Annotated in this window: 26 protein-coding genes; 23 read left to right on the plus strand and 3 right to left on the minus strand. The window is 69.7% G+C overall.

Features of this window, described 5'->3' with window-relative positions; translation table 11 throughout:
* Positions 1-196 precede the first annotated feature (196 nt).
* A complete protein-coding gene (locus DMC61_RS26750) occupies positions 197-811 on the minus strand; it encodes a (2Fe-2S)-binding protein (RefSeq protein WP_125692211.1) in 615 nt (204 codons plus the stop codon).
* Positions 811-1,671, minus strand: a complete 861-nt coding sequence (locus DMC61_RS26755; protein WP_063823096.1) for a putative RNA methyltransferase — start codon at positions 1,669-1,671, stop codon at positions 811-813. Before DMC61_RS26755 ends, DMC61_RS26750 begins: the two co-directional genes overlap by 1 nt.
* A 175-nt stretch (positions 1,672-1,846) precedes the next feature.
* Here DMC61_RS26755 and DMC61_RS26760 point away from each other — a divergent pair, with 175 nt between their 5' ends.
* The 23 genes from DMC61_RS26760 to DMC61_RS26870 all read left to right on the plus strand — a co-directional run bounded on the left by DMC61_RS26760 (position 1,847) and on the right by DMC61_RS26870 (position 23,560).
* Positions 1,847-3,235 (plus strand): ammonium transporter, encoded by a 1,389-nt coding sequence (locus tag DMC61_RS26760; protein WP_199750113.1) that lies wholly within the window; start codon positions 1,847-1,849, stop codon positions 3,233-3,235.
* On the plus strand, positions 3,232-3,570 hold the full coding sequence (locus tag DMC61_RS26765) for a P-II family nitrogen regulator (protein WP_038509839.1): 339 nt from the start codon (positions 3,232-3,234) through the stop codon (positions 3,568-3,570). The genes DMC61_RS26760 and DMC61_RS26765 overlap by 4 nt, the downstream gene beginning before the upstream one ends.
* 9 nt (positions 3,571-3,579) lie before the next feature.
* Complete coding sequence (locus DMC61_RS26770; protein WP_125692212.1) at positions 3,580-5,895, plus strand: [protein-PII] uridylyltransferase; 2,316 nt, start codon at positions 3,580-3,582, stop codon at positions 5,893-5,895.
* 92 nt (positions 5,896-5,987) lie between these two features.
* Positions 5,988-6,380 carry a hypothetical protein gene (locus tag DMC61_RS26775; protein WP_063271544.1) on the plus strand — a complete coding sequence of 131 codons (393 nt, stop codon included), beginning with the start codon at positions 5,988-5,990 and terminating at the stop codon, positions 6,378-6,380.
* A gap of 50 nt (positions 6,381-6,430) precedes the next feature.
* Positions 6,431-7,273 carry a Ku protein gene (locus DMC61_RS26780; protein WP_125692214.1) on the plus strand — a complete coding sequence of 281 codons (843 nt, stop codon included), beginning with the start codon at positions 6,431-6,433 and terminating at the stop codon, positions 7,271-7,273.
* A gap of 260 nt (positions 7,274-7,533) precedes the next feature.
* Positions 7,534-9,069, plus strand: coding sequence for a pentapeptide repeat-containing protein (locus DMC61_RS26785; protein ID WP_233594956.1), 1,536 nt, complete (start codon positions 7,534-7,536; stop codon positions 9,067-9,069).
* A 78-nt stretch (positions 9,070-9,147) separates the two neighbouring features.
* Positions 9,148-10,686 (plus strand): signal recognition particle protein, encoded by a 1,539-nt coding sequence (gene ffh, locus DMC61_RS26790; protein WP_038509855.1) that lies wholly within the window; start codon positions 9,148-9,150, stop codon positions 10,684-10,686.
* Positions 10,687-10,689: 3 nt separating this feature from the next.
* Positions 10,690-11,763, plus strand: coding sequence for an amidohydrolase family protein (locus DMC61_RS26795; protein WP_125692216.1), 1,074 nt, complete (start codon positions 10,690-10,692; stop codon positions 11,761-11,763).
* Positions 11,764-11,808: 45 nt separating this feature from the next.
* On the plus strand, positions 11,809-12,558 hold the full coding sequence (locus DMC61_RS26800; RefSeq protein WP_083715735.1) for a CPBP family intramembrane glutamic endopeptidase: 750 nt from the start codon (positions 11,809-11,811) through the stop codon (positions 12,556-12,558).
* Positions 12,559-12,615: 57 nt separating this feature from the next.
* Complete coding sequence (locus DMC61_RS26805; RefSeq protein ID WP_125692218.1) at positions 12,616-13,422, plus strand: CPBP family intramembrane glutamic endopeptidase; 807 nt, start codon at positions 12,616-12,618, stop codon at positions 13,420-13,422.
* Between the two features lie 157 nt (positions 13,423-13,579).
* A complete protein-coding gene (rpsP, locus tag DMC61_RS26810) occupies positions 13,580-14,026 on the plus strand; it encodes a 30S ribosomal protein S16 (RefSeq protein WP_037342314.1) in 447 nt (148 codons plus the stop codon).
* Positions 14,023-14,262, plus strand: coding sequence for an RNA-binding protein (locus DMC61_RS26815; RefSeq protein ID WP_003103110.1), 240 nt, complete (start codon positions 14,023-14,025; stop codon positions 14,260-14,262). The genes rpsP and DMC61_RS26815 overlap by 4 nt, the downstream gene beginning before the upstream one ends.
* A 16-nt stretch (positions 14,263-14,278) precedes the next feature.
* Positions 14,279-14,791 (plus strand): ribosome maturation factor RimM, encoded by a 513-nt coding sequence (rimM, locus tag DMC61_RS26820; protein WP_063271551.1) that lies wholly within the window; start codon positions 14,279-14,281, stop codon positions 14,789-14,791.
* Entirely contained in the window at positions 14,791-15,555 is a 765-nt protein-coding gene (gene trmD, locus DMC61_RS26825) for a tRNA (guanosine(37)-N1)-methyltransferase TrmD (RefSeq protein ID WP_016336231.1), read from the plus strand. Before rimM ends, trmD begins: the two co-directional genes overlap by 1 nt.
* A gap of 182 nt (positions 15,556-15,737) precedes the next feature.
* The gene (rplS, locus tag DMC61_RS26830) at positions 15,738-16,106 is read left to right on the plus strand and encodes a 50S ribosomal protein L19 (RefSeq protein ID WP_063271552.1); all 369 of its coding nucleotides are present in this window, start codon (positions 15,738-15,740) and stop codon (positions 16,104-16,106) included.
* 31 nt (positions 16,107-16,137) lie between these two features.
* On the plus strand, positions 16,138-17,067 hold the full coding sequence (lepB, locus tag DMC61_RS26835; RefSeq protein ID WP_125692220.1) for a signal peptidase I: 930 nt from the start codon (positions 16,138-16,140) through the stop codon (positions 17,065-17,067).
* A gap of 58 nt (positions 17,068-17,125) precedes the next feature.
* A complete protein-coding gene (locus tag DMC61_RS26840) occupies positions 17,126-17,905 on the plus strand; it encodes a ribonuclease HII (protein WP_125692449.1) in 780 nt (259 codons plus the stop codon).
* Positions 17,902-18,225: a DUF2469 domain-containing protein gene (locus DMC61_RS26845; protein WP_003096226.1), complete on the plus strand. Its 324-nt coding sequence runs from the start codon at positions 17,902-17,904 to the stop codon at positions 18,223-18,225. The genes DMC61_RS26840 and DMC61_RS26845 overlap by 4 nt, the downstream gene beginning before the upstream one ends.
* 243 nt (positions 18,226-18,468) lie before the next feature.
* On the plus strand, positions 18,469-18,855 hold the full coding sequence (locus DMC61_RS26850; protein ID WP_125692222.1) for a YraN family protein: 387 nt from the start codon (positions 18,469-18,471) through the stop codon (positions 18,853-18,855).
* Complete coding sequence (locus DMC61_RS26855; RefSeq protein WP_125692224.1) at positions 18,856-20,367, plus strand: YifB family Mg chelatase-like AAA ATPase; 1,512 nt, start codon at positions 18,856-18,858, stop codon at positions 20,365-20,367. It begins immediately after the preceding gene.
* A complete protein-coding gene (dprA, locus tag DMC61_RS26860) occupies positions 20,364-21,503 on the plus strand; it encodes a DNA-processing protein DprA (RefSeq protein WP_125692226.1) in 1,140 nt (379 codons plus the stop codon). Before DMC61_RS26855 ends, dprA begins: the two co-directional genes overlap by 4 nt.
* 105 nt (positions 21,504-21,608) lie before the next feature.
* Positions 21,609-22,604, plus strand: a complete 996-nt coding sequence (locus DMC61_RS26865) for a tyrosine recombinase XerC (protein WP_125692228.1) — start codon at positions 21,609-21,611, stop codon at positions 22,602-22,604.
* A gap of 20 nt (positions 22,605-22,624) precedes the next feature.
* On the plus strand, positions 22,625-23,560 hold the full coding sequence (locus DMC61_RS26870; protein ID WP_063271565.1) for a FliA/WhiG family RNA polymerase sigma factor: 936 nt from the start codon (positions 22,625-22,627) through the stop codon (positions 23,558-23,560).
* 179 nt (positions 23,561-23,739) lie between these two features.
* On the opposite strand, the gene DMC61_RS26875 is transcribed toward DMC61_RS26870, so the two are convergent.
* Positions 23,740-24,345: a murein hydrolase activator EnvC gene (locus DMC61_RS26875; RefSeq protein WP_125692230.1), complete on the minus strand. Its 606-nt coding sequence runs from the start codon at positions 24,343-24,345 to the stop codon at positions 23,740-23,742.
* Between the last annotated feature and the right edge of the window lie 221 nt (positions 24,346-24,566).

Genomic DNA, 24,566 nt, shown 5'->3' on the forward strand with positions numbered 1-24,566 from the left:
GGCGTGCTGTCTCACGGGCCCCATTGGTCACAGAACTGCGTTGGTGGGCCTGAAGCGCGCGGGTCGGGTTGGTCGTGAGTGGCGATTCAGGTTCTAAGCCGAATCGCCACTCACGACCCACCCGACCGACCGCCTTCCAACCCCTGCCGAGGTTGCGAAAGCCATGTCAATTCCCTTGTCCCGTAAAGGAACCGCGTTAACCGAGAGCGGCGCGAAGCCGCCGGTCCCGTTCCGCCGGAGCCTGCCGAGGGCAACTGGTGCACTTCGGATTACCCGCCTCGTAGATCAGGCAACAGGAAGCACGGCGCACCACCGTGTTCCGCCCGACCCGGGTGAACCGCGGTTCCGGCAGCCCGAGCCCGATCGCGGCCACGAGCGGCGCCGCCAGCGCGATCGCCCGTTCGGTGTCGCCGGTCCACAGCAGGCGGTTGCCGATGGAATCCGTCGCGATCGCGCCCAGGGCACGCGGATTCGCCTTGGTGACAGCCGAAATCGTGCCGATCGCGGTGCTCAGCGTTCCGGCGAACGCGGCGCCGAGTTCGGCCAGGCCGCCGTCGAGGGCCCGGGAGGACCTGGCGCCGGTGAACCGGCCGTCCGGGACGAGGTCGATCGTGACGGCGTCGAGTGACGGGTCCAAGGGTTCGCCGCGCACGAGGGATTCCACCGAGGGCGCGACGAGGACGGAGGAGAGCGAGTACCACCAGATCGTGCCGAGCACTTCGGGCCGGGAGCAGCCGTAGAGCTTCGCGGCGCCGCCGATGCGGGCGCTGACCCACGCGGCGTCGGCGAGCAGGGTCGCGGGTGCCTCCATCAGGACACCGGCCGGTAGAGCGTGACGCTGAACGAAGTGGTGACGTCGACCGGTCCGGTGATCGCGTCGAGGCGTTCACGCCTGCCGTCGCGGTGGAGGTGATGCGCGCTCGGGCCCATCTCCACCACCTGGCGGATCCGGTCGGGCGCCAACGTCACCTCCTGGGTGACCTCGCGCCGGTCCACCCTGGTGAAGCGTTCGCCGAGCGTGTCCTCCAGCCGCGCGTCCTTGCCGCCGTCGACGGAGATCACCAGATCGCCCAGTTCCCGGAGGTGACCGGGGTTCGGGGTCGCGACGACCAGCAGCCCGTCCTCGGTCAGGACGCGGTGGAACTGCGAGGCGTTGCGGGGCGCGAAGACGTTGAGGATCAGCGAGGCGCTCGAATCGGCCACCGGCCATGGCTCCCATAGATTCCACACGGCCGCGCCCGCGCGCGCGTGCGCGCGAGCGGCCCGGCGGAGGGCGACGGCGGAGACGTCGAGCGCCAGTCCGTACGCGGCGGGGACGGCGTCGAGCACGTGCGCGAGGTAGTACCCCGTGCCCGCGCCGGCGTCGATGACCATCCCGTTCTCCACGTGCTCCGAAGCCACTTTCGCGAGAGCGTCGGCGAGGGGTAGGTAAACGCCCGACGACAGAAGGTCGGCACGGGCCGCGACCATCGGCGCCGTGTCCGCGGTCCCCGCCGGGATGCGTGCATGCAGAAGGTTGACGTAACCCTGCTTCGCCACGTCGAAGGAGTGGCCTCGATCGCAACGCACCGTGCGCTCGGTTAACCCGACCGGGTCACCGCAGACCGAACACCGCAACGACCGGACGATCGCCGGTGGCAGAGGGTCATGGCCGGATACACGCGCGTTCATGGCCCTATTCGACCACGAGGTTTCGCAACCGGACAGAACGCACCAGGTGAGCGGAAACCTGGCCGTAACAACGCCGTACCGACAGTTCACGCGGGTGAAACCTGAATCGCCGCCCGAGGAAACACCCCGGTCCAAAAATTCCTGCGCAGTACACCCCAGGCACGGGAGGAAGATTGTGCTGAACGCAGGAGACACCGCATGGGTGTTGATCAGCGCCGCGCTGGTCATGCTCATGACACCGGGATTGGCGTTCTTCTACGGCGGCATGGTCCGCGCGAAGAGCGTTCTGAACATGTTGATGATGAACTTCATCGCGCTCGCCGTAGTCGGCGTCCTCTGGACGCTGTACGGCTTCACGATGGCGTTCGGCAACGACGTGGGCGGCGGGTTGCTCGGCAACTTCGACTTCGCGGGGCTCTCGACCATCTCCGGCAAGCTCGCCGGGTTCGCGACCGCCGCGACCAGCAGGACGCCCGAGGTCGCCTGGCCCGGCGCGGACGCGCTGCCGCTGTTCGCCTTCGTGATGTTCCAGCTGATGTTCGCGATCATCACGCCCGCGCTGATCTCCGGTGCCATCGCCGACCGCGCCAAGTTCTGGGGCTGGACGCTGTTCGTCGCGGTGTGGGTGACCATCGTGTACTTCCCGGTCGCGCACTGGGTGTTCTCGTTCAACGGCTTCATCAGCGCCGATTCGGTCGGCGGCTGGATCGCCAACCAGCTCAAGGCGCTCGACTTCGCCGGCGGTACCGCGGTCCACATCAACGCCGGCGCGGCGGGCCTCGCCCTCGCGATCGTGCTCGGCAAGCGCAAGGGCTGGCCGAAGGGCACCGGACGCCCGCACAACGTGCCGTTCGTGCTGCTGGGCGCCGCGCTGCTGTGGTTCGGCTGGTATGGCTTCAACGCCGGTTCGGCGCTGGCCGCCAACGACCTCGCCGCCGTCGCGTTCACCAACACCACCGTCGCGACCGCCGCCGCCGTGCTCGGCTGGCTGATCGTCGAGCAGATCAAGGTCGGCAAGCCGACCACGCTCGGCGCCGCCTCCGGTGCCGTCGCGGGTCTCGTCGCGATCACCCCGGCGGCCGGATTCGTCAGCCCGCTGGGTGCCATCGCCATCGGTCTCATCGCCGGTGCCCTGTGCGCCCTGGCGATCAGCCTCAAGTTCCGCTTCGGTTTCGACGACTCCCTCGACGTCGTCGGCGTCCACCTCGTGGGTGGTCTCGTCGGCACGCTGCTCATCGGTTTCTTCGGCACCACCAGCGTCAACTCGCTCGGCGTCGACGGCCTGTTCTACGGCGGCGGCCTCGGCCAGCTGGGCAAGCAGGCGCTCGCGGCGGCCGTGGTCCTCGGCTACTCGTTCGTGCTGACCTTCGTCATCGGCTGGGTGATCAAGAAGCTCGGCGGATTCCGCGTCAGCGCGGAGGACGAGATCAGTGGTATCGATGAGGCCCAGCACGCGGAGAGCGCGTACGACTTCACCGGTTCGGGCGGCGGCCTCGGCCAGCCGAGCTCCATCCCGGTCAAGACGTCCACCGCGGCCACGAAACTCGAGGAGAGCAAGGCATGAAGCTGATCACCGCGATCGTCAAGCCGTTCACGCTCGACGACGTCCGCTCCTCGCTGGAGCAGCTGGGCGTGCTCGGCATGACGGTCAGTGAGGTACAGGGCTACGGCAGGCAGAAGGGCCACACCGAGGTCTACCGGGGTGCGGAGTACTCCGTGGACTTCGTGGCGAAGCTGCGGGTCGAGGTCGTCACCGACGATTCCAACGTGGAGAAGGTCCTCGACGCGATCACCACGGCCGCCCACACCGGCAAGATCGGTGACGGGAAGATCTGGGTGACGCCGGTGGAGACGGTCATCCGGGTACGTACCGGCGAGCGCGGCTCGGACGCCCTATAGGCGCCCACGATGGCCGACGGGGGTGAACTGGTCAAGGCCACCGAGCGGTTGCTCGAGGGCAGACACGGGAGGTTAGGGGCGGCCGCGTTGCGCGCGGCGTGCGTCGACCTCTACGAATTCTGGTTGGGCAAGGGCGCTTCGGCGGCCGGCGTCGACACCGCTGAACCCGGTGTCGCGCTGGCCGCCGTCGGCGGCCTGGGGCGCAGCGAACTGGTGCCCTTCTCCGACCTCGATCTGTTGTTGCTGCACAACGGCAACTCGAGCGTCGGCGAGATCGCCGACGCGATCTGGTACCCGCTGTGGGACGCCAAGATCGGCCTCGACCACTCGGTCCGCACTCCGGGTGAGGCGCTGAAGGTGGCGTCGGAGGATCTGCGGACCGCGATGGGGCTGCTCGACATCCGCCACATCTCCGGGGACGCCGAGATCACCGCCAGGCTGGCGGCCGCGGCACGGGACCAGTGGCGGAGGACCGCCCGGAAACGGATGGGCGAACTGTCGGACGCGGTGCGTCAGCGCTGGGCCCGCAGCGGCGAGATCGCACAGTCAGCCGAGCCGGATCTCAAGCACGGCAGAGGCGGGCTTCGCGACTTCGCCGTTCTCGAAGCGCTCGCGGCGGCACAGCTGACGGCGAGGCCCGGCGAGGAACTGCTCGCGGCCAAGAGCCTGCTGCTCGACGTCCGGACGGAACTACGGCGCGAACTGCGCCGGGAGCGGGACATCCTCAGCGCGCCGGAAGCCGAGACGGTCGCGGGCGAACTCGGTTTCGGCGATCGGTTCACCTTGGCGCGCAAGCTTTCCGGTGCGGGGCGGACGATCGCGTACGCGGTCGACGTCGCGCTCCGGTCCACTGTGGAACCACCGAAGGCGCGGTTCGGCCGCCGTCCGGTGCGGACGCCGCTCGACGAGGGTGTCGTCCTGCACGGGAACGAGGTCGCGCTGGCGCGGGACGCCCTGCCCGCCAAGGATCCGGCCCTGTTGCTGCGGGTCGCCGCGGCGTCGGCCCGGATCCGCAAGCCCATCGCGCACGGGACCTTGCGGGCGCTCGCCGAAACCGCGCCGGAACTGCGCGCGCCGTGGCCCGCCGACGCCCTCAAGGCATTGGTGGAACTGCTCGGCGCGGGCGAGGGGCTGGTCGACGCCGTGGAGGCGCTGGACCGCACCGGTCTGTGGGCGCGGCTGTTCCCCGAATGGGGTGCCGTGCGGGATCTCCCGCCGAGGTCGCCGGTGCATTCGTGGACCGTCGACCGGCATCTCGTGCGGGCCGCGGTCGAGGCGTCGAAACTGACGACCACCGTTTCGCGGCCGGATCTGCTGCTGATCGGCGCGTTGCTGCACGACATCGGCAAGGGCCGCGACGCGGACCATTCCGAACTCGGCGCGAAGATCAGCGCACAGGTGGCGGCCCGGCTCGGGTTGTCGCCCGCCGATTCGGCGCTGGTGGCGGCGATGGTGCGGCATCACCTGTTGCTGCCGCACACCGCGACGCGGCGGGACATCAGCGATCCCGCCACGATCCAGCGGGTCACCAAGACGCTCGACGACAATCTCGTCCTGCTGGAACTGCTGCACGCCCTGACGACGGCCGATTCGCTGGCCACCGGGCCGGGCGTGTGGACGGACTGGAAGGCGCGCCTGCTCGCCGAACTGGTGTCCGGCTGCGAAGAAGCGTTGCACGGCAAGGGTTTCGTGCCACCGGAGCCGATGGGTGCCGAACAGCGGGAGCTCGTCGCCGAAGCCGTCGCGTCCGGCCGCGGCGAGGTGCGGATCACCGCCGCCGGCAAGGTGGTGACGGTGGTGCTCGCCGTCCCGGCCCGCGCGGAACTGCTGGCCCCCGCGGCCGGGGTGCTCGCGCTGAACTCGCTCGAAGTCCACGCGGCGGTGCTGCGCGGGCACGACGGGGGACGGGCGGGAGTCTTCACGGCGTCGCCGAAGTTCGGCTCGCTGCCCGACGTCACGCTGCTGCGGGAGCAGTTCGCGCGGGCGGTGGCGGGGACGCTGCCGCTCACCCAGCGGCTCGCGGCGAAGGAACGGGACTACGGCGGAGGGGAAGCGCCGCCGGCCGGGGCGAAGGTGATCTGGTTCGACGACGAGACCAGCGGGCGCGACACGGTCGTGGTCGAACTGCGGGCCGCGAACCGGATCGGGCTGCTGTACCGGGTCGCGGGCGCGTTGCGCCGGTGCGAGGCCGAGGTGCGGTGGGCGAAGGTGGCCACGCTCGGCGGTGCCGTCGTCGACTCGTTCGCCGTGGCGCCGCGGACCGGCCGGGTCGACCAGGCGTGGCGGTCGAAGGTCGAAGCGGCACTGCTGGCGGCCGCTTCCTGAGCGCGTGTTCGGGGTGTCGTGCGAGTCGCGGTGGGTAGCGGTGGCAGGATGTGCGCGGTCGAGACCCGAAGGACCCGGAGGGCGGTGAGCGCGTGCTGGAGCACGAGCAGAACCCGCCCGGACCGCAGCGGATCACGCTGCCGCCGACCGTCGTCGCCTCCCATCTCCGCGCGTGCGCGGACGACCTCGCCGTCTCCCTCACCGCTTCCGGTACCGCCGCGACCGTGCCCGAACTGCTCAAAGTGGTCCGGCACCTCGTCGCGGGCCAGCAGGCGCTGGCCATCGCGCTCGAAGGCATGGCGGGCCGTGTCGAAGGGGGCGGCGAAGGCGCGCTGGCCACCGCGCCGATGGTCGACGTCGAGGTGGTCGCCGAAGTGCTCCGTGCGGCGGCCACCGCTGTCGACTGTTCGGCCGAGGCACTCGCCGAATCGCGCCCGTCATTCGAATGTGTGAGCGATTCAGTAGCCCCTGACACCCGTTTGTAGCTGTCCCGCCGCTTCGGCGCGTGGATACGCTGACCAGGCGGAGGTGGGCCATGCGCGCGGTGTGGAAAGGCACGATCGGATTCGGGACCTACGCCATTCCGGTGAAGGCGTACAGCGCGACCGAAGAGCACAACATCCCCCTCCACCAGGTGCACGAGCCGGACGGCGGCCGGGTGCGGGTGAAGTGGGTCTGCGAGGTCGACGGCGCCGAGGTGCCCGCGGCCGAGATCGCGAAGGGGTATCCCGTCCCCAATGGCGACGTCGTCCTGCTGACCGCCGGTGACTTCGCGTCGCTGCTCGCGCCGACCACCCAGTCGATGGACGTGGTCGGCTTCACCCCGGCCGACCAGGTCGACCCGATGTACTTCGCGCGCAGCTACTACCTGGAACCGGAGCCGGCGGGCACCAAGCCGTACGTGCTGTTGAGCGAGGCGCTGCAGCAGTCCGGGCGGATCGCGATCGTGAAGGTGACCTTGCGACAGCGCGAGACGCTGGGCGCGCTGCGCGTGCGGGACCAGGTGATCCTGCTCGAGACGATGCTGTGGCCCGACGAGATCCGGCGGCCGGACTTCCCGTTCCTGCACGAGGACGTCGACCTGCGGCGCGGGGAACTGCGGAACGCGGTCTCGCTGATCGAAGACCTCACAGAGGATTTCGAGCCCGGCCGGTACACCGATCACTACCGTGAGGCGCTCGAAGCACTCATCCAGGCCAAGCTGGACGGTGACGACGTCCTCCAGCCCACCGCCGCCGAACAGGCGGAAGGTGTGACGCGGCTGCTCGCCGCCTTGCAGCAGGGCCCGGTCGAGAAGGCCAAGGAAGCGGCGGACAAGGCGCGCCAGGCGCGGACGCGGGCGAAGCGGGCTGCGTCGTCGTCGGCCAAGACCAGTTGAGTAGATCTACTCAGGGGGAGTTGGGGGTCTTCACGCTGCCGTGACCCCAGGGTGACCGGGCATGGTTATGCCATCGCGCGGAGAGAGCGCGGGCAGCGAATCGCCTGGTACTGGGGGTCCGGCGATACCGAGTCCCGCGAAGCTCGCCAAGTGTGCTTACGGTCGGCTCGCGGGGAGGCGAGCCTTCCGTAGGGGCTCCGGTACCGGTCTGCGAGGGGCGACCGGTCCCGGAGCCCTGTTTTCTGCGCTAGTAATGACGCATGGGCGAGGCTTGGCCGTCATGCGAGCGCGAGGACTGCCGCGGCGTGCGCGTCCTCGGCTTCGATCACTGTCTCGAGCATCTCGAACCCGGGCGGCAGGACGAGTACTTCCGCGGTCTCTCGCTCGGCGCCGAAGTCGATCTCCGGGGGACCACGCTTTCCGGGGAACTCGTCACGAGACTCGTCGACGCCGTCGGGAGCATCGACGGCCGTCGCGCGGAGTTCGGCCGCGCGGATTTCGCCGAGACACGCTTTCCCGGGCTCGTGGTTTTCGAAGACGCCACGTTCTTCGACGCGGACTTCACCGATGCCGTGTTCGCGGGCGCCGTCAGGTTCGGCAAAGCCGGTTTTCGGGACAGTGCCTCGTTTCTTCGCAGCCGGTTCACCGGCTCGGTGACGTTCGAAGGTGCTTCGTTCGAGCAGACCACGTTCGAGGACACGCGGTTCGGTGGGCGCGTCTCCTTCGAGAACGCGAAGTTCGAAACCGGCGTGTCGTTCTCTCGCGGATTCCCCGATCTCGTTTCGTTCGAGGGAGCGGAATTCGCGGGAGAAGCCGGGTTCGGCTCGTTGCGGTTCGATGGCCGCGCCGTGTTCAAGGGCGCGAAATTCCACGGCGCGGCGAGGTTCGCGGAAGCCCGTTTCCTGGACTGCGCCGACTTCCACGGGGCCGACTTCACGACGGCTGAGAGCTTCGGGCCGGTCACCGCCGAGCAGTTGCTCTTCGGACGCGCGACGTTCCGGAGACGGATGCTCGTCGATGCCGAAGCGCCGGTGATGGACTGCTCCGAAACCAGGTTCGAGGAAGGGGCCACGCTCCGGCTGGGCGCTCGCTCGGCGGTCGCCCTGCAGAGGACGTTCTTCGGCAAGGCTTCGACGGTCATGGGAACCGCGTCGGTCACGTCGGTCGAGGGAACGGACGTCGCCGACGTCGTGTTCACCGACATCGACCTCGCGGACTGCCGGTTCACCGGCGCGCATCACCTGGACAAACTGCGGCTGGAAGGCGCCTGCACGTTCGGCTCTTACCGCAACCGCCAGGTCCTCGCCGAGGAACGCGCCTGGCGTGCCGACAGAAGCGCCCCGGTCGGCCCCCGCCGCATCGCCGACCTCTACCGGCAGCTCCGCAAGGCACAGGAAGACAGCAAGAACGAACCCGGCGCCGCCGACTTCTACTACGGCGAGATGGAGATGCGCCGCCACAGCCCGGCCACCCCGTGGTCCGAGCGTTTCATCCTCCACCTCTACTGGCTCGTCTCCGGCTACGGCCTCCGCGCCCTCAGGGCCCTCGCGACCCTGGCGGTCCTCATAGCCGTCGTGAGCACGAGCATCTGGTTAGGCGGCTTCAAGACCACGCCCGCCTTCGGCGACACCCTCATCTACGTCGCCCAGAGCACCGTTTCGCTGGACACGAAACTGGCGACGCTGCCGAAGGAGCTGACCCCGTTCGGCGAGGTCCTGCGGCTGGTCATGCGCGTCCTCGGGCCGCTGCTGCTCGGACTGACCCTGCTGGCCGTCCGCAACCGCGTCAAACGCTGACCTCGGACACCGACTACCCTGGGAAGCCGCCGGTTCGTACCGGCGAGCCACAACGACCCAGCTGGAGCGTGCACACCCGTGTTCGACACCCTCTCCGATCGGCTCACGTCCGCCCTGCAGACCCTGTCTCGCAAGGGCAGGCTCTCCGACGCCGACATCGACGCCACCGCGCGCGAGATCCGGATCGCGCTGCTCGAGGCGGATGTCGCGCTGTCTGTGGTCAAGGACTTCATCGCCCGGATCAAGGAGCGCGCCAAGGGCGCCGAGGTGCACGGCGCGCTGAACCCGGCGCAGCAGGTCATCAAGATCGTCAACGAGGAACTCGTCACCATCCTCGGCGGCGAGACCAGGCGGCTCACGTTCGCGAAGAACCCGCCGACGGTCATCATGCTCGCGGGTCTGCAGGGTGCCGGTAAGACGACGCTCGCGGGCAAGCTCGCGATGTGGCTGAAGAAGCAGGGCCACGCGCCGATGCTGGTCGCGTGTGACCTCCAGCGCCCCAACGCGGTCACGCAGCTGCAGGTCGTCGGCGAGCGGGCCGGGGTCGCGGTCTTCGCGCCCGAGCCCGGCAACGGCGTCGGCGACCCGGTCGACGTCGCCCGCCGCGCCATCGACGAGGCCAAGCGCGCCCAGCACGACATCGTCCTGGTCGACACCGCCGGCCGTCTGGGTGTCGACGAAGAGCTGATGAAGCAGGCCGCGGACATCCGCGACGCCGTTTCCCCGGACGAGACGCTGTTCGTCGTCGACGCGATGATCGGTCAGGACGCGGTCACCACGGCCGAGGCGTTCCGCGACGGCGTCGGCTTCACCGGTGTCGTGCTCACCAAGCTCGACGGTGACGCCCGCGGTGGTGCCGCGCTGTCGGTCCGCCAGGTCACCGGCCAGCCGATCCTGTTCGCCTCCAACGGCGAGAAGCTCGAAGACTTCGACCTCTTCCACCCGGACCGGATGGCCAGCCGGATCCTCGGCATGGGTGACGTGCTCAGCCTCATCGAGCAGGCCGAGCAGCACTTCGACCAGGAGAAGGCCGAGCAGACCGCGGCCAAGCTCGGCAGCGGCCAGCTCACCCTCGAGGACTTCCTGGAGCAGATGCTCGCGGTCCGCAAGATGGGCCCGATCGGCAACCTGCTCGGCATGCTGCCCGGCGCCGGGCAGATGAAGGACCAGCTCGCGCAGGTCGACGACAAGCAGCTCGACAAGCTGCAGGCGATCATCCGCGGCATGACCCCCGCCGAGCGGGCCGACCCGAAGATCATCAACGCCTCGCGCCGCGTCCGGATCTCGAAGGGGTCCGGTGTCGCCGTCCGCGACGTCAACGACCTGGTCAACCGGTTCTTCGAAGCGCGCAAGATGATGGCGCAGATGGCGGGCCGCTTCGGCTTCGGCGGCGGAGGCGGCGGCAGCAAGAACCGCAAGGGCAAGAAGGGGAAGAAGGGCAAGGGGCGCGGCCCGACGCAGCCCAAGGTCCGTGGCGGCTTCCCCGGCGGCATGCCGATGCTGCCGCCGGGTGGCGGGATGCCCGGTGGCGGCATGCCCGACCTTTCGCAGCTCGGCGGCATGAACGACGTACCCGGGTTCGACCCGAAGAAGTTCAAGCTGCCGAAGGACAAGTAGCCCGTGGAGGCGCTGCACCTGGCCGGCGTCGTCCTGCCGGACGGCGAGCACCGTGAGCTGTGGGTCACCGGCGGCCGGATCACGACCGAACCGGTGGCCGGAGCGGAAACCGTTGTCCGGGAAGGCTTTCTCGTTCCCGGCCTGGTCGACGCGCATTGCCATCCCGGGATCGGGGTCGGCGGCGCGACCACCCTCGAAGAGGCCGCCGAGCAGGCGATCACCGACCGCGACGCCGGGACGCTGCTGATCCGCGACTGCGGGCTGCCCATCGACGTCCGGCCGTTGCAGGAGCGGGCCGACCTGCCGCGGATCATCCGCGCCGGACGGCATCTCGCCCTGCGCAAGCGCTACATCCCCGGCCTCGGGATCGAACTCGAAGACCCTTCCGAGCTGCCGAAGGCGGTCGCCGAACAGGCCCGTGACGGCGACGGTTGGGTCAAGCTCGTCGGTGACTGGATCGACCGCGGGGTCGGCGATCTCGCGCCGCTGTGGCCGGACGACGTCCTCGCCGAGGCCATCGCCGCCGCGCACGCCGAGGGCGCCAAGGTGACGGCGCACGTGTTCGGCCAAGCCGCGTTGCCCGGCCTGATCGACGCGGGGATCGACTGCCTCGAACACGGCACGGAGCTCTCGTCGGACCAGTTGGGCGTCCTCGCCGAACGCGGTATCGCGCTGGTGCCGACCCTGATCAACATCGAGAACTTCCCCGGCATCGCGGACAAGGCGGGCAAGTACCCGGTGTACGCGGACCACATGCGGGCGCTGCACGCCGGCGTGGGGGAGATGGTCTCGACGGCGATCGAGGCGGGTGTCCGGGTGTACGCGGGAAGCGACGCGGGCGGCATGGTCGAGCACGGCAGGCTCGTCGACGAGATCGAGGCGCTGCACAAGGCGGGCATGTCCGCGGAGCAGGCGCTGGCTTCGGCTTCGTGGGCGGCTCGCGACTGGCTCGGCGTGCCGGGAATCGCCGACGGCGCTTCGGCCGATCTGCTCGTCTACCCCTCCGATCCGCGTGAGGATCTCGCGGTGCTCCGGCATCCGAGCCACATCGTGCTGCGTGGCAAGATCTACGCCTGACCCGACTCCATCCGTGACGGGAGCGGTACCTAGCGTGGAGGCGTGGTGGACGACGGGCAGGCTCGCGAGCGTCTGGTGCTCGGAGCGCACTGGGGATTCGTAGCGTTCTTCGCGGGCATCGCCGGATACCACCTCGTCACGCTCGTCATGAGCTTCCTGATGTCGGGCCGCTTCGGTGGCTACGACCCGCTCGAACTCCGTGACGTCGGCCCGCTGCTGATCCTCGCCTTCCTGCCGACCCTCGTCCTCGGGCTCGGCCCCGCGGTCGGTTCGCGCGTCTGGGGGCAGGGGCTTCGGACGGACTTCGGGCTCAAGCCCACCTGGCGCGACGTCCGGATCGGGCTCGCCTGCGGAGCCGCCGCGCTCGCCGCCGGCTACCTCCTCAACCTGCTCCTGCTGGCCGTCTACGGGACCGACAGCGACGACAGGACTTTTTCCGACGTCTCGCCCGGGCCGATCACCGAACTGTCGGGAACCACCGAAGGCGACACGATCTGGCTGGTGCTGGCCGCGGTCATCGTCGTCCTCGCCGCTCCGGTCACCGAGGAACTGCTCTTCCGCGGCACGCTGTGGAACGCCATGGGTTTCCATCGCCTGCCCTCGTGGGTGATCCTGCTGGTCACCGCGCTGGTGTTCGCCCAGTTGCACGGCGAGGCCGCGCGGACGATCGCGTTGTTCGGCCAGGGGATCGCCATCGGCCTCGCCCGTTATCTGTCCGGCCGGGTGAGCGCGTCGGTGATCGCGCACGCGGCCAACAACCTCCCACCGGCTGTATTGCTCTTCGCGGCGAGGTGATCGCCGCTTCAGGCGGTTAGAGTCTTTGAGTAACCGAACGATCACCGGAGGATCGGCGTGACCGTATCTCAGCCCAGGGAGCCGATCCCCGAGGCGGCGCCGCCGGACGAACTCACTGCCGGAGGTGAGGTGGCCGCGCCCGACACGCCACCGCCGCATCGCTGGGGATTCGGGGCCTTCCTCCTGGTGGAGGCCGTCCTGCTGGCGTCGGCGGCGTTCATCAGCGTCCTGCTCGGCGACGTCCAGCCCGGCCAGCCCCTGCCGATGCGCATGGTGCTGCTGGGCACCATGGTGCCGACGATGATCGCCGCCGGGGTCGCGCTGCTGATCACCCGGCTACGCGGCAACGGCCCCTTCACCGACCTGCGGATCGGCTGGAGCTGGGCCGACGTCAAGGTCGGCCTCAAACTCGGCGTGCTCGGGCTCGGGTTGACCTCGCTCGCCGCTTACGTCTGGACGCAGGTCGTCGGCAACGAGAACGCGACCTCGGCGATCAGCGCGCTCGTCGAGGACCGGCGGATGTCGATCTCGGCGGCCGTCGTCATGTTCATCTACCTGTGGCTGGTGGGGCCGATCTGCGAGGAGATCATCTACCGCGGCCTGCTCTGGGGCGCGGTGGAGCGGTTGACCTGGCGCACCGAACGCTGGGGGAGGATCGCGGCGTTCCTGGTCTCCACGGCGGTTTTCGCGGCGAGTCATCTCGAACCGCTGCGCACCACCCTGCTGCTGGTGATCGCGATCCCGATCGGGCTGGCCAGGGTGTTCACCGGGCGGCTGCTCGGCAGCGTGGTCGCCCATCAGGTGAACAACTTCCTCCCGGCCGTGACGATCCTGCTCGCCTCGCTCGGGATAGCCGCGTTCTGACGGCCGATCGGCGTCTGGCAGAATGTACGCTTGCCTGCTTTGGCCGGACCCTCTCACCGCGCCCGAGCTCACCCTTCGGGTGTGCGCAGCCGTGTCCCCACTCGGCTGGCGTGCGCCTTCCACATGCATCAGAGAGAACTGAGGAGTACCCACACCCGTGGCCGTCAAGATCAAGCTGCAGCGTCTCGGCAAGATCCGTGCGCCGTACTACCGCATCATCGTCGCCGACGCGCGCACCCGCCGTGATGGCAAGGCCATCGAGACGATCGGCAAGTACCACCCCAAGGAAGAGCCGAGCTTCATCGAGGTCGACACCGAGCGGGCCCAGCACTGGCTGTCCGTCGGCGCCCAGCCGACCGAGCCGGTCCAGCGCATCCTCGAGATCACCGGTGACTGGCAGAAGTTCAAGGGCCTCCCGGGCGCCGAGGGCACCCTGAAGGTCGCCGAGCCGAAGCCGTCGAAGCAGGACCTGTTCAACGCCGCGCTCGCGGCCGCCGGTGACTCGGCCTCCGCCGAAGCCACCACGCCGAAGAAGAAGTCCGCCCCGAAGAAGGCCGAGGCCGAGAAGGCCGAAGCCGCCGAGGGTGACAAGGCCGAGGCGTGAGCTTCCTCGCTGACTCCCTCGAGCACCTGGTGCGCGGGATCGTCGACAACCCGGACGAGGTCCGGGTCGAGCTGCTGACCACTCGCCGTGGCCGCACGCTCGAGGTGCACGTGCACCCCGACGATCTCGGCAAGGTGATCGGCCGGGGCGGTCGTACCGCGACCGCCCTGCGCACCGTCATGGGCGGCATCGGTGGCCGCGGCGTCCGCGTGGACGTCGTCGACACCGATCGCTGACCAAGGACACAACGGGATGGACGTCGTAGTCGGCCGTATCGCCAAGGCGCACGGAATCCGCGGGGAACTCGCGGTGGACGTGCGCACGGACTCGCCGGAACAGCGGTTCGCGGTCGGTTCGGCCGTCACGACGAAGCTGCGTGACGGCAGCAGCAGAGACCTCACCATCGCAGCCGCCCGCGAACACAGCGGGCGGCTGCTGGTGCGTTTCGAAGAGGTGCTGACCAGGGACGTCGCGGAGACCCTCCGCGGCGCGCTGCTGATCGCCGACACCTCGGCGCTGCCGCCGACCGAAGACCCCGACGAGTTCTACGACCACGAACTCGAAGGCCTGCGGGCCGAACTCGCCGACGGCACCGTCGTCGGCAAGGTACGCGAAATCGTGCATTCGCCCGCCGGGGAACTGCTGTCGATCGATCACGACGGGCGCGAGGTGCTGGTGCCGTTCGTGAAGGCGATCGTCCCGGCCGTCGACGTCGCCGGCGGCCGCGTGGTCCTCGACCCGCCGGAAGGCCTGCTGGACGCCTGATGCGCCTCGACGTAGTCACGATCTTCCCCGAATACCTCGATCCGCTCCGCGCCGCGTTGCTCGGGCGCGCGATCGACCGCGGCCTCATCGAGGTCGGCGTCCACGACCTGCGGAACTGGACGCACGACGTCCACCGCGCCGTCGACGACGCTCCGTACGGCGGCGGGCCCGGCATGGTGATGAAACCGCAGATCTGGGGCCCCGCCCTGGACGACGTCTGCGGCGAGAACACCCGTCTCGTGGTCCCGACCCCCGCCGGGCGGCCGTTCACCCAGGCCATGGCCCACCAGTACGCCGCGGAAGAGCACCTGGTGTTCGCCTGCGGCCGCTACGAGGGCATCGACCAGCGGGTGATCGACGACGCCGCGCGGCGGATGCCCGTCGACGAGGTCTCCATCGGCGACTACGTGCTGGTCGGCGGCGAGGCCGCGGTCCTGGTGATGGTCGAGGCCGTCGTCCGGCTGCTGCCCGGAGTGCTCGGCAACGCCCGCTCCGCCGAAGAGGACTCGTTCTCCGACGGTCTCCTCGAAGGCCCCAGCTACACCCGGCCGGAGGTCTGGCGCGACCTGGCCGTCCCCGACGTCCTGCGCTCGGGGAACCACGCGCTGATCGACCGCTGGCGCCGCGACCAGGCGCTGGAACGCACCGTACGGCGCAGGCCCGAACTGATCGGCCTGCTGCCGGAGGGTAGTCTCGACAAGCACGATCTCAAGGTCCTCGACCGGTTGGCCGAGGGCAGCGACCAGGCCGGGTCAACCACCTGAGTCCTGGTCTGCAATACTTGACAGGTTGGCGTGAGTGGACGCGCGAAACTTGAAACCCTGCAAGCCGGGTATCAAGGCCGCGAAGTCCGCCGGAACGCCATCAGCCCCCGGGTAGGTCGCAGTGCCCGACACTGCGCGCCCAAGCTGCACGTAAGCCATACGAAGACGAGGACGGACCACCGATGAACACCCTGGACGCGCTGGACGCGCAGTCACTGCGTTCCGACATCCCGGACTTCCGACCGGGCGACACGCTCAAGGTTCACGTCCGCGTCATCGAGGGCAACCGCGAGCGCAACCAGATCTTCCAGGGCGTCGTGCTGCGTCGCCAGGGCGGCGGCATCCGCGAGACCTTCACGGTCCGCAAGGTGTCGTTCGGCATCGGCGTGGAGCGCACCTTCCCGGTGCACTCGCCGAACATCGCCGAGGTCGAGGTCTTCAAGCGCGGCGACGTCCGCCGGGCGAAGCTGTACTACCTCCGCGAGCTGCGCGGCAAGGCCGCCAAGATCAAGGAACGCCGCGAAAACCGCGAGACGGCCTCCGCCAAGTAGGTAGCCACTCGGTTACCGGTAACCTGGCGTCGTGGTCGAACCCGTGTCCCAGAACACCTCCGAAGACGAGCCCGATCGCCCCGAAGAGGAGCGCCCCACCCGGGCCTCCCGCCGGGGCCGGTCCGGTTCCAAGAAATTCGGCAAGGTCAACAAGAAGCGGTCGTTCTGGAAGGAACTGCCGATCCTGATCGTCGTCGCGCTCGTGCTGACGATCTTGATCCAGCAGTTCCTCGCCAAGGTCTACATGATCCCCTCGGGATCGATGGAGACCACTTTGCACGGCTGCTCGGGATGCACGGGCGACCGGATCCTGGTCGATCGGATCACGTACGACTTCACCGATCCCGCCCCGGGCGACGTGGTGGTCTTCAAGGGCCCGCCCGCCTGGGTCGGCGAGATCGACACGCCGGAGTCCAGCAACATCTTCGTCACCGGATTCCGCACGCTGGGTTCCCTGATCGGGTTCGCGCCGCCGGACGAGCGCGACTTCGTCAAGCGGATCATCGCGGTCGGCGGCCAGACGGTCCAGTGCTGCGACAACAACCGCGTCGTCGTCGACGGCAAGGCACTCGACGAGCCGTACGTCCACTGGGAAGAGGGCATGGCCCCCACCGAGCGGACGTTCGAGCCGGTCAAGGTGCCCGCCGGCTACGTCTGGGTGATGGGCGACAACCGCAACAACTCCAGCGACTCCCGTATCCAGGGTGGCGGTGGGGTCAACGGCGCGGTCCCGGTGGACAACATCATCGGCAAGGCGCGGGTCATCGTGCTCCCGCCCGGCCGCTGGGGTGGCGTTTCGGACCACAACCCGCAGGCGAACGCTCAGCCGCTGGCGCTCGGCGCCCCGGCTTGGCAGCAGGGGCTCCCGCTGGGAGTCGGTGTCGCCGCGGCGTGGCCCGTGCTCTTCCTCGGCAGGCGGATGTCGGCCGGAGTGCGCAAGGCGGTCGACCGGAGGCGGTAAGGCCTTGAGAGTTCCTGTACCGCTCACACCGGCCGAGCCGCTTCGGCCGCCGCGGGCAGTGGTGCGTGGCGACCTCTTCTGGGGTTTGCAGGGTGCGCTGGACCGGCGGGGCCTCGGGCCCGTCGCCGGAGTCGACGAGGCAGGGCGCGGTGCTTGCGCCGGCCCGCTCGTCGTGGCCGCCTGCGTCCTGCGTCCCGGCGACGCCGCGCGCCTGCCCGAGCTCACCGACTCGAAGGTGCTCACGGCCAAGGCCCGCGACCGCGTGTACGACCGGGTCGTCCAGCGTGCCGTCGACTATTCGGTCATCGTCATCCCGGCGGCCGAGGTCGACCTGTTCGGCATCCACGTCATGAACCTCGAAGGCATGCGGCGTGCCGTCTCGGCGCTGCGGAAAACGCCCGGTTACGTGCTGACCGACGGGTTCCGCGTGTCCGGGCTGCCCGCCCCGAGTGTCCCGGTGATCAAGGGGGACAAGGCCGTCGCCTGCGTGGCGGCGGCTTCGGTGCTGGCGAAGGTCACCCGTGACCGGATCATGGGCGACCTGCACGACGTCCACCCGCATTACGGTTTCGACGTGCACAAGGGGTACAGCACCACCGACCACAGCGCGGCGCTCGACACTCACGGTCCGAGTCCGGTCCATCGCTGGTCGTACGCCAACGTGGCCACCGCGGCCGCCGCGCACCGGGTGCGGCCGCCTCACCCGGTCGTGCTGACCGTCGCGGCACTGGAAAACCCGAGCGTGCCGATACGTGCCCTCGGCCCGCACGTGGGTAACAATGAACGCTCCGCCGCTGGAACAGCAGCAAAATCGCGAGGAGGGGCGCGGATTTCATGAGCGCAGAGGATCTCGAGAAGTACGAGACCGAGATGGAGCTCTCGCTTTACCGCGAGTATCGCGACATAGTCGGCCAGTTCTCGTACGTGGTGGAGACCGAGCGGCGGTTCTATCTGGCCAACGCCGTCGACGTGCAGGTGCGCGACGGTGGCGGCGAGGTGTACTTCGAGGTCCGCATGTCCGACGCTTGGGTCTGGGACATGTACCGGCCCGCCCGGTTCGTCAAGCACGTCCGGGTCATCACGTTCAAGGACGTCAACGTCGAGGAGCTCGACAAACCGGATCTCCGGCTGCCGGAAGACGGACCGTTCTCCGGCTGATCTTCCTAAGTACGTGAAGGCCCCCTTCATTGCGTCTAGCGCGGTGAAGGGGGCCTTCACGTACTTGTACCGGGTCCCATAGCACAGCCCACCGACGATTCCGGCCGATGAGCTCTCCTGACGGCCCAACCATCCACAACACCCCGGTTGTCCACAGGCGCCGAAATCAGGTCTGTCCGCCACCCCCTCACCCTGGCAGCGTCGATCACACACGCACCGTGCCGATCGCTGAGGGGGATCGAGATGACGAGCATTGCCGAGCGGCCGCCCGCCGGGGCACCTCGGATCGAGCTGGGCCGCTGGGGCGAGGACCTCGCGGTCCGGCATCTGGAGAGGAAGGGCTACGTCGTCCTGAGCCGTAACTGGCGTTGCCGTGACGGCGAGCTGGATCTCATCGCGACCGACCGGAAGGTCCTCATTTTCTGTGAGGTGAAGACGAGGACGGGGCTGGAGTTCGGCACCCCGGCCGAGGCGGTCACACCGGACAAAGCCGATCGCATCCGCCGTCTCGCGTACCAGTGGCAGCGCAAGTTCATGATCCGCTGGTGCCCGGTCCGCTACGACATCGTCGCGATCGTCGCCTCGCCCGATGCCCCGCCCCGGGTGCGGCACATCAAGGCGGCGTTCTGAATGGCGCTGGCGAAGGCATGGTCCGTCGCGCTGCTCGGCGTCGATGGCAAGGTGATCGAGATCGAGGCCGACATCGGCGGCGGATCGCCGAGGGTGACGATGGTCGGGCTGCCGGACACCGGGCTGAAAGAGGCCAAGGACAGGGTCCGTTCCGCCGTGCGCAATTCCGGGCGGACCTGGCCGGACGAGCGGGTGATCCTCGGCCTTTCACCGGCGAATCTGCCGAAGGTGGGGTCCGGCTACGACTTGGGGATCGCGGCGGCGGTCCTGGCCGCCACCGGCTCGGTCCCCGCCACGAAGCTGCTGAACACCGTGCTGCTCGGTGAACTCGCCCTCGACGGCCGGGTACGGCCGGTCCGCGGGGTCCTGCCTGGGCTGCTGGCGGCGCGCAACGCCGGGTACCGACGGGCCGTCGTTCCCGCCGAGTCGCTGTTCGAAGCCGCTCTCGTGGACGGCCTGGAAGTCGGCGGGGTGGCGCGGCTGAGCGAATTCGCGGACTGGCTCAAGGGCGAAGGCGAGCTCACCCGCCCCGAGCCAGGCGTCGTCCAGGAGCCGCCGCGAGTGCCCGATCTCGCCGACGTGGTGGGGCAGCCGGAAGCGCGATGGGCGCTGGAGGTGGCCGCGGCCGGCGGGCATCACCTGCTCATGACCGGTCCGCCCGGGGTGGGCAAGACACTGCTCGCGAAACGGCTGCCCGGCCTGCTTCCCAGACTGACCGCCGAAGAGTCGCTGCAGGTGACAGCGGTGCATTCGATCGACGGTTCGCTCTCCCGCACCGAACCGCTGGTCACCGTGCCACCGTTCGTCGCGCCGCATCATTCGATCAGCGTGCCCGCCCTGATCGGTGGCGGAAGCGGCCTGGCGGTCCCCGGCGCGATCAGCCGTGCGCACCGGGGAATCCTCTTCCTCGACGAGGTGTGCGAATTCGGCCCGGAGCGGCTGGAGTCGCTGCGCACGGTGCTCGAAGAGGGCGAAGTGCGGATCGCGAGGGTCAAGGGCGCCGTGCGGTACCCGGCACGGTTCCAGCTGGTGATGGCGACCAACCCCTGCCCATGCGCCCCGGCGAAGGACGCCGACTGCACCTGTTCGTCGACCATGCGAAGGCGCTATTTGGGCCGGCTGTCCGGGCCACTACTCGATCGGGTGGATCTGCGGGTCCGGCTGCGTCCGCTGTCCGCGCTCAGCGCGCACCTGAGTGAGCCGCCCGAGGCGTCGGCGCCCGTCCGGGAGCGAGTGCTGGAGGCACGCGAGCGAGCCACGAAACGCTGGGCGGAGCACGGCTGGCTCACGAACGCGGAGGTGCCCGGCCCCGCGCTGCGCCGTGAGTTCGCCTTGCCGTCGCAGGTCACGGCCCTGCTGGACCGCGCGTTGGAAAGGGGCGCGATCACGGCGCGCGGCGCCGACCGCTGCCTTCGCATCGCTTGGACACTCGCCGATTTGAAGGGGGCCGGCAAGCCGGAGGCGGATGAGGTCGCGGCGGCCCTGAACTTCCGGGAGAGGTCATCCGGATGAGTGAACTCGAAGCCGAACGTCTCGCGCGGTCGTACCTTCTCCGCGTGGCCGAGCCCCCGGCACCCGCTTTGGCCGGTTTCGTGGACGAATTCGGCCCGGTCGTCGCCGCGGAAAGGGTGCGGCGCGCCGACTGCCCGCCGAAGGTGCGTGACGAGACGGCCGCGCGCCGAGCGCACGACTACGCCGAGCGGGATCTGGAGCGGGCCGCGGCCGACGAGACGAGGCTCGTCATCCCGGAAGACGGCGAATGGCCGGCCTGGCCCTTGCTTTCGCTGGCGGTGGCGCAGCGCAGGGGAGTTTCCGGTGTGGCACCTCCGCTGGCGCTGTGGGTCCGGGGTCCGGCCAGGCTCGACGAGGCCGTCGACCAGGCGATCGCGATCGTCGGTGCCCGCGCGGCGACCGGGTACGGCGAGCACCACGCCGCCGAGCTGGGCTATCACCTCGCGAGCCGCGGGATCCCGGTGTTCTCGGGAGCGGCGTACGGGATCGACGGCGCGGCCCACCGGGGCGCGTTGAGCGCGGACGGGACGACGGTGGCCCTGCTCGGCTGCGGAGCCGATGTCGGATACCCGGCGCAGCACGCGACCTTGTTGCGCAACATCGGAAAGGTCGGCGCGGTGGTCAGCGAGTACCCGCCGGGCACTTCGCCCGCGAGGCATCGGTTCCTCGTCCGGAACAGGCTCATCGCTGCGCTCACGGAAGGCACCGTCGTGGTCGAAGCGGGCAGGCGCAGCGGCGCGCGGAACACCGCGAGTACGGCCGGAGCCCTGGGCAAGGTCGTGATGGCCATGCCTGGGCCGGTCTCGTCGGGGATGTCCGCCGGCTGTCACGCGCTGATCCGCGAAGGCGAGGCCACGCTGGTGACCTCGGTCGACGAGATCCTCGAGACCGCCGGACGCCTCGGGGCGCCGGCCGCGGATCCGTCGAAACCGCGCCGCCGCACCGATCGGCTCGGTCCGGAGGCGCTGCGAGTGCACGACGCGCTGTCCGCACGGTCAGCGAGACACGAGGAACGGCTGGCGGCCGAGTCGGGCGTCCCGGTCGAGCGCGTCCGCTCGCTGCTTCCCGAACTGGAGCTCGACGGCTTCGCGGAAAGGAGTGACACAGGGTGGCGAAGACGGACCGCCAAGACCTGACTGGCCTACACCTGAGACGCCATCCCGGCACGATCCGACCACGGACACCGCAACAGGGTGCGGCGATACTTGACCATCCGCCGTACATCGCGCAGCGTGATCGGCATGCCGTCGACCGAAGGTGCCCACGGCACGGGGAAACGCGCCCGCAGACCCGATCTGCGCGCCGCCCGTGCCGCGCTGCCGGAGCCTGTCCGGAAGCTGATCGACGACTACGAGCGGCACCTTTCCCTGGAACGCGGGCTGTCCGCGCACACCGTGCGTGCCTATCTCGGCGACATCGTGTCGCTGATGGGCTTCGTGGACGGGAACGGCGGCCGGTTCGAAGATCTCGACATCGGGACCTTGCGCGGCTGGCTGGCCCGGCAGCGCGAGGAGGGGGCCAGCCGCACGACACTGGCGAGGCGCGCCGCGGCGGCACGCACCTTCACCGCGTGGGCCCACCGGGGCGGGGCGCTCGCCTCGGATCCGGGCGGCCGGCTGGTGGCGCCTCGCGCGCACCGCAAGCTCCCCGGGGTCCTCCGCGCGGAGCAGGCGAGCGACGTCATGCGCTTCTCAGCCGCCGGTGCCGAACAGCGCGACCCGGTGGCTTTGAGGGACAGTGCCATCGTGGAACTGCTCTATGCGACCGGCGTGCGGGTCTCGGAACTGTGCGGGCTGGATGTGGGCGACGTCGACTTCTCCCGCCGGGTCGTGCTCGTGCTGGGCAAGGGCGGCAAGGAACGTGTCGTGCCGTTCGGCGTCCCCGCCGAAACGGCTCTGCGGGCTTGGCTGGACGAGGGCAGGGGGAAGCTCGCCGTCGAAACGAAGGAGCCGGGGAAAGCGGCGCTCTTCCTGGGGGCACGGGGAGGCAGGCTCGATCCGCGGGCGGCCCGGCGGATCGTCCACGACGCCGTCGGTTCGGTGCCCGGCGCGAACGACATGGGGCCGCACGGCCTGAGGCATTCCGCGGCCACCCATCTGCTCGAAGGCGGCGCTGATCTTCGAAGCGTTCAGGAACTGCTTGGTCACGCTACGCTGGCTACCACGCAGCTCTACACTCATGTGACCGTCGATCGGCTGAAGGCGATCCACGACCGCGCGCACCCCCGGGCCCGATGATGCCGGGGAGGACTCGGCAGGTGACCCGGCGGCCCGCACCGGCGGCGCACGCGCATCCGCACGAGCACGGAGACCACGCTGAGTCGCATGCTGAGAACGGCGGTCCGATGACCGCCGACCCACATGTCACCGAAGCCGCCGGGAAACATCGTCCCGGCGGGGACGGTCCTGCCGTCGCACCCGAAGCACGGACCGGCTACGAAGTGGACGCCGGGATCCAGGCGCTGTGGCGGGAATTCACCGAGTCGCCGGACCAGGTCGTGCGCGACCGGCTCGTGCTGCACTACGCCCCGCTCGTCAAGTACGTCGCGGGCAGGGTCGGCACCGGGCTGCCGACCCACGTCGACGTCGGCGACCTGATCCAGTCCGGGATCTTCGGCCTGGTCGACGCGATCGAGAAGTTCGAGCCCGCCAGGGGCCTGCGGTTCGAGACCTACGCCATGCAGCGCATCCGGGGCGCGATCCTCGACGATCTCCGTTCCCAGGACTGGGTCCCCCGGGCGGTCCGCAGCAAGGCCCGCGAGGCCGAGCGCGCCCTGGAACGCCTCGGCGCCCGGCTGAACCGCACGCCGACCGACGCCGAACTCGCGGCCGAGCTCGAAATCAGCGTCGACGACCTGCGCGAGTTCTACGGGCAGATGCAGCTGACCAGTGTCATCGCGCTGGAAGACCTCGTCGCCGCGGGCAAGGACAGCGGCTCGCTGGTCGACACCCTGCCCGACGACGGCGCCGTCGACCCGGTGGCCGTCCTGGTCGATCAGGACAACCGCCGCCAGCTGGCGCAGGCCATCGCGCAGCTGACCGAACGCGACCGGATCGTCGTCGGTCTCTACTACTTCGAAAGCCTGACCCTCGCCGAGATCGGCAAGGTCCTCGGCGTCACCGAGTCACGGGTCAGCCAGCTGCACACCCGTGCCGTCATGCGGCTGCGCGCCAAACTGGTCGAGCAGGCCTAGCACCCAGGCACCACGGCGAGTTCCGCCTCCAATCACGTGTGTTCGGCCTCCAGTCACGCATGTGCGCTGTTCGATCACGCGTGCCGTCCACCAGGACACGCGGATCACGGCACCTTGCGTTGCGGAAGGGGCAGGCGACCGACACTGCTCGGCTGCCCGAGTCGTTCCGCACCGGTCACTCAGTCTCCTTCCCACGGTTTGAGCCGGACCTCCGACGGCTCGCCGATCAGCGCGAGCGGATCGACGTACTCCTCGCCCCGCCGGACGCCGAAATGCAGGCACGCCGGCTCCGGGCAGCCGGGGTGGCCCGTCGCGAGTGTCCCGAGCACTTGGCCGCGGTAGACCTGATCACCCGCGGTGACCGTCGGGGCGAGCGGTTGGTAGGTCGTGCGAAGCCCTCCCTCGTGATCGATCGACACCACGCCGCGGCCCGCCACCTGCCCGGCGAACATCACCACGCCTTCGGCGGCCGCGAGCACGTTCGTGCCCGGTGCTGCGGCGAGGTCGACGCCCCGATGACCGGGACCGTACGGAGTCGAAGGCGGCTCGAAGTACCTGGTGACGCTCGGTGCCGGCGACAGCGGCCAGGAGAGGCGCCCTTGCGGGGAGGGCGCGCCTCTGGCCGTGCCCGGCATCGCCGCCGACGCGAAGATCGCGAGCAGGGTCGCCAGGATCGCGAGGCGGGGAAGGCGCCGAGGGCCCCCGGGGCGGCGGTGCCTCCCGCCGGTGCGGTCGAGAGCGAAGGAGTGCCTGGTGACAGGGCGGGAACAGGTCGTCATGGTCATGTGTTCCAGGCTGGGGGACCGGCGTGGCGTGCGGGGCGCGCCGGGGGAATCTGTGGATAACCGAGGCGGTTGTGGACAACCCCTCTCATCAGGGGCTGCCGGTGCGGTACCCGGTGGCGACAGGGAGTAGACTCTTTTGCGCGGTCCGCGGCAGCGGACTGACTTCGCGTGCACGTGCGCGCTCCCGATGGCCGATCTCCTCACGGAGGGTCAGGACAGGC

It is taken from the genome of Amycolatopsis sp. WAC 04169, assembly GCF_003947535.1.
GTDB classification, from domain to species: domain Bacteria; phylum Actinomycetota; class Actinomycetes; order Mycobacteriales; family Pseudonocardiaceae; genus Amycolatopsis; species Amycolatopsis keratiniphila.

Excerpts from the sequence above, each read along its gene's own strand:
- DMC61_RS26750 (WP_125692211.1), bottom strand. The coding sequence starts at position 811 with ATGGAGGCACCCGCGACCCTGCTCGCCGACGCCGCGTGGGTCAGCGCC.
- DMC61_RS26755 (WP_063823096.1), bottom strand. The coding sequence starts at position 1,671 with ATGAACGCGCGTGTATCCGGCCATGACCCTCTGCCACCGGCGATCGTC.
- DMC61_RS26765 (WP_038509839.1), top strand. The coding sequence starts at position 3,232 with ATGAAGCTGATCACCGCGATCGTCAAGCCGTTCACGCTCGACGACGTC.
- DMC61_RS26770 (WP_125692212.1), top strand. The coding sequence starts at position 3,580 with ATGGCCGACGGGGGTGAACTGGTCAAGGCCACCGAGCGGTTGCTCGAG.
- DMC61_RS26780 (WP_125692214.1), top strand. The coding sequence starts at position 6,431 with ATGCGCGCGGTGTGGAAAGGCACGATCGGATTCGGGACCTACGCCATT.
- DMC61_RS26785 (WP_233594956.1), top strand. The coding sequence starts at position 7,534 with ATGGGCGAGGCTTGGCCGTCATGCGAGCGCGAGGACTGCCGCGGCGTG.
- rimM (WP_063271551.1), top strand. The coding sequence starts at position 14,279 with ATGGACGTCGTAGTCGGCCGTATCGCCAAGGCGCACGGAATCCGCGGG.
- trmD (WP_016336231.1), top strand. The coding sequence starts at position 14,791 with ATGCGCCTCGACGTAGTCACGATCTTCCCCGAATACCTCGATCCGCTC.
- rplS (WP_063271552.1), top strand. The coding sequence starts at position 15,738 with ATGAACACCCTGGACGCGCTGGACGCGCAGTCACTGCGTTCCGACATC.
- DMC61_RS26845 (WP_003096226.1), top strand. The coding sequence starts at position 17,902 with ATGAGCGCAGAGGATCTCGAGAAGTACGAGACCGAGATGGAGCTCTCG.
- DMC61_RS26850 (WP_125692222.1), top strand. The coding sequence starts at position 18,469 with ATGACGAGCATTGCCGAGCGGCCGCCCGCCGGGGCACCTCGGATCGAG.
- DMC61_RS26855 (WP_125692224.1), top strand. The coding sequence starts at position 18,856 with ATGGCGCTGGCGAAGGCATGGTCCGTCGCGCTGCTCGGCGTCGATGGC.
- dprA (WP_125692226.1), top strand. The coding sequence starts at position 20,364 with ATGAGTGAACTCGAAGCCGAACGTCTCGCGCGGTCGTACCTTCTCCGC.
- DMC61_RS26865 (WP_125692228.1), top strand. The coding sequence starts at position 21,609 with ATGCCGTCGACCGAAGGTGCCCACGGCACGGGGAAACGCGCCCGCAGA.
- DMC61_RS26875 (WP_125692230.1), bottom strand. The coding sequence starts at position 24,345 with ATGACCATGACGACCTGTTCCCGCCCTGTCACCAGGCACTCCTTCGCT.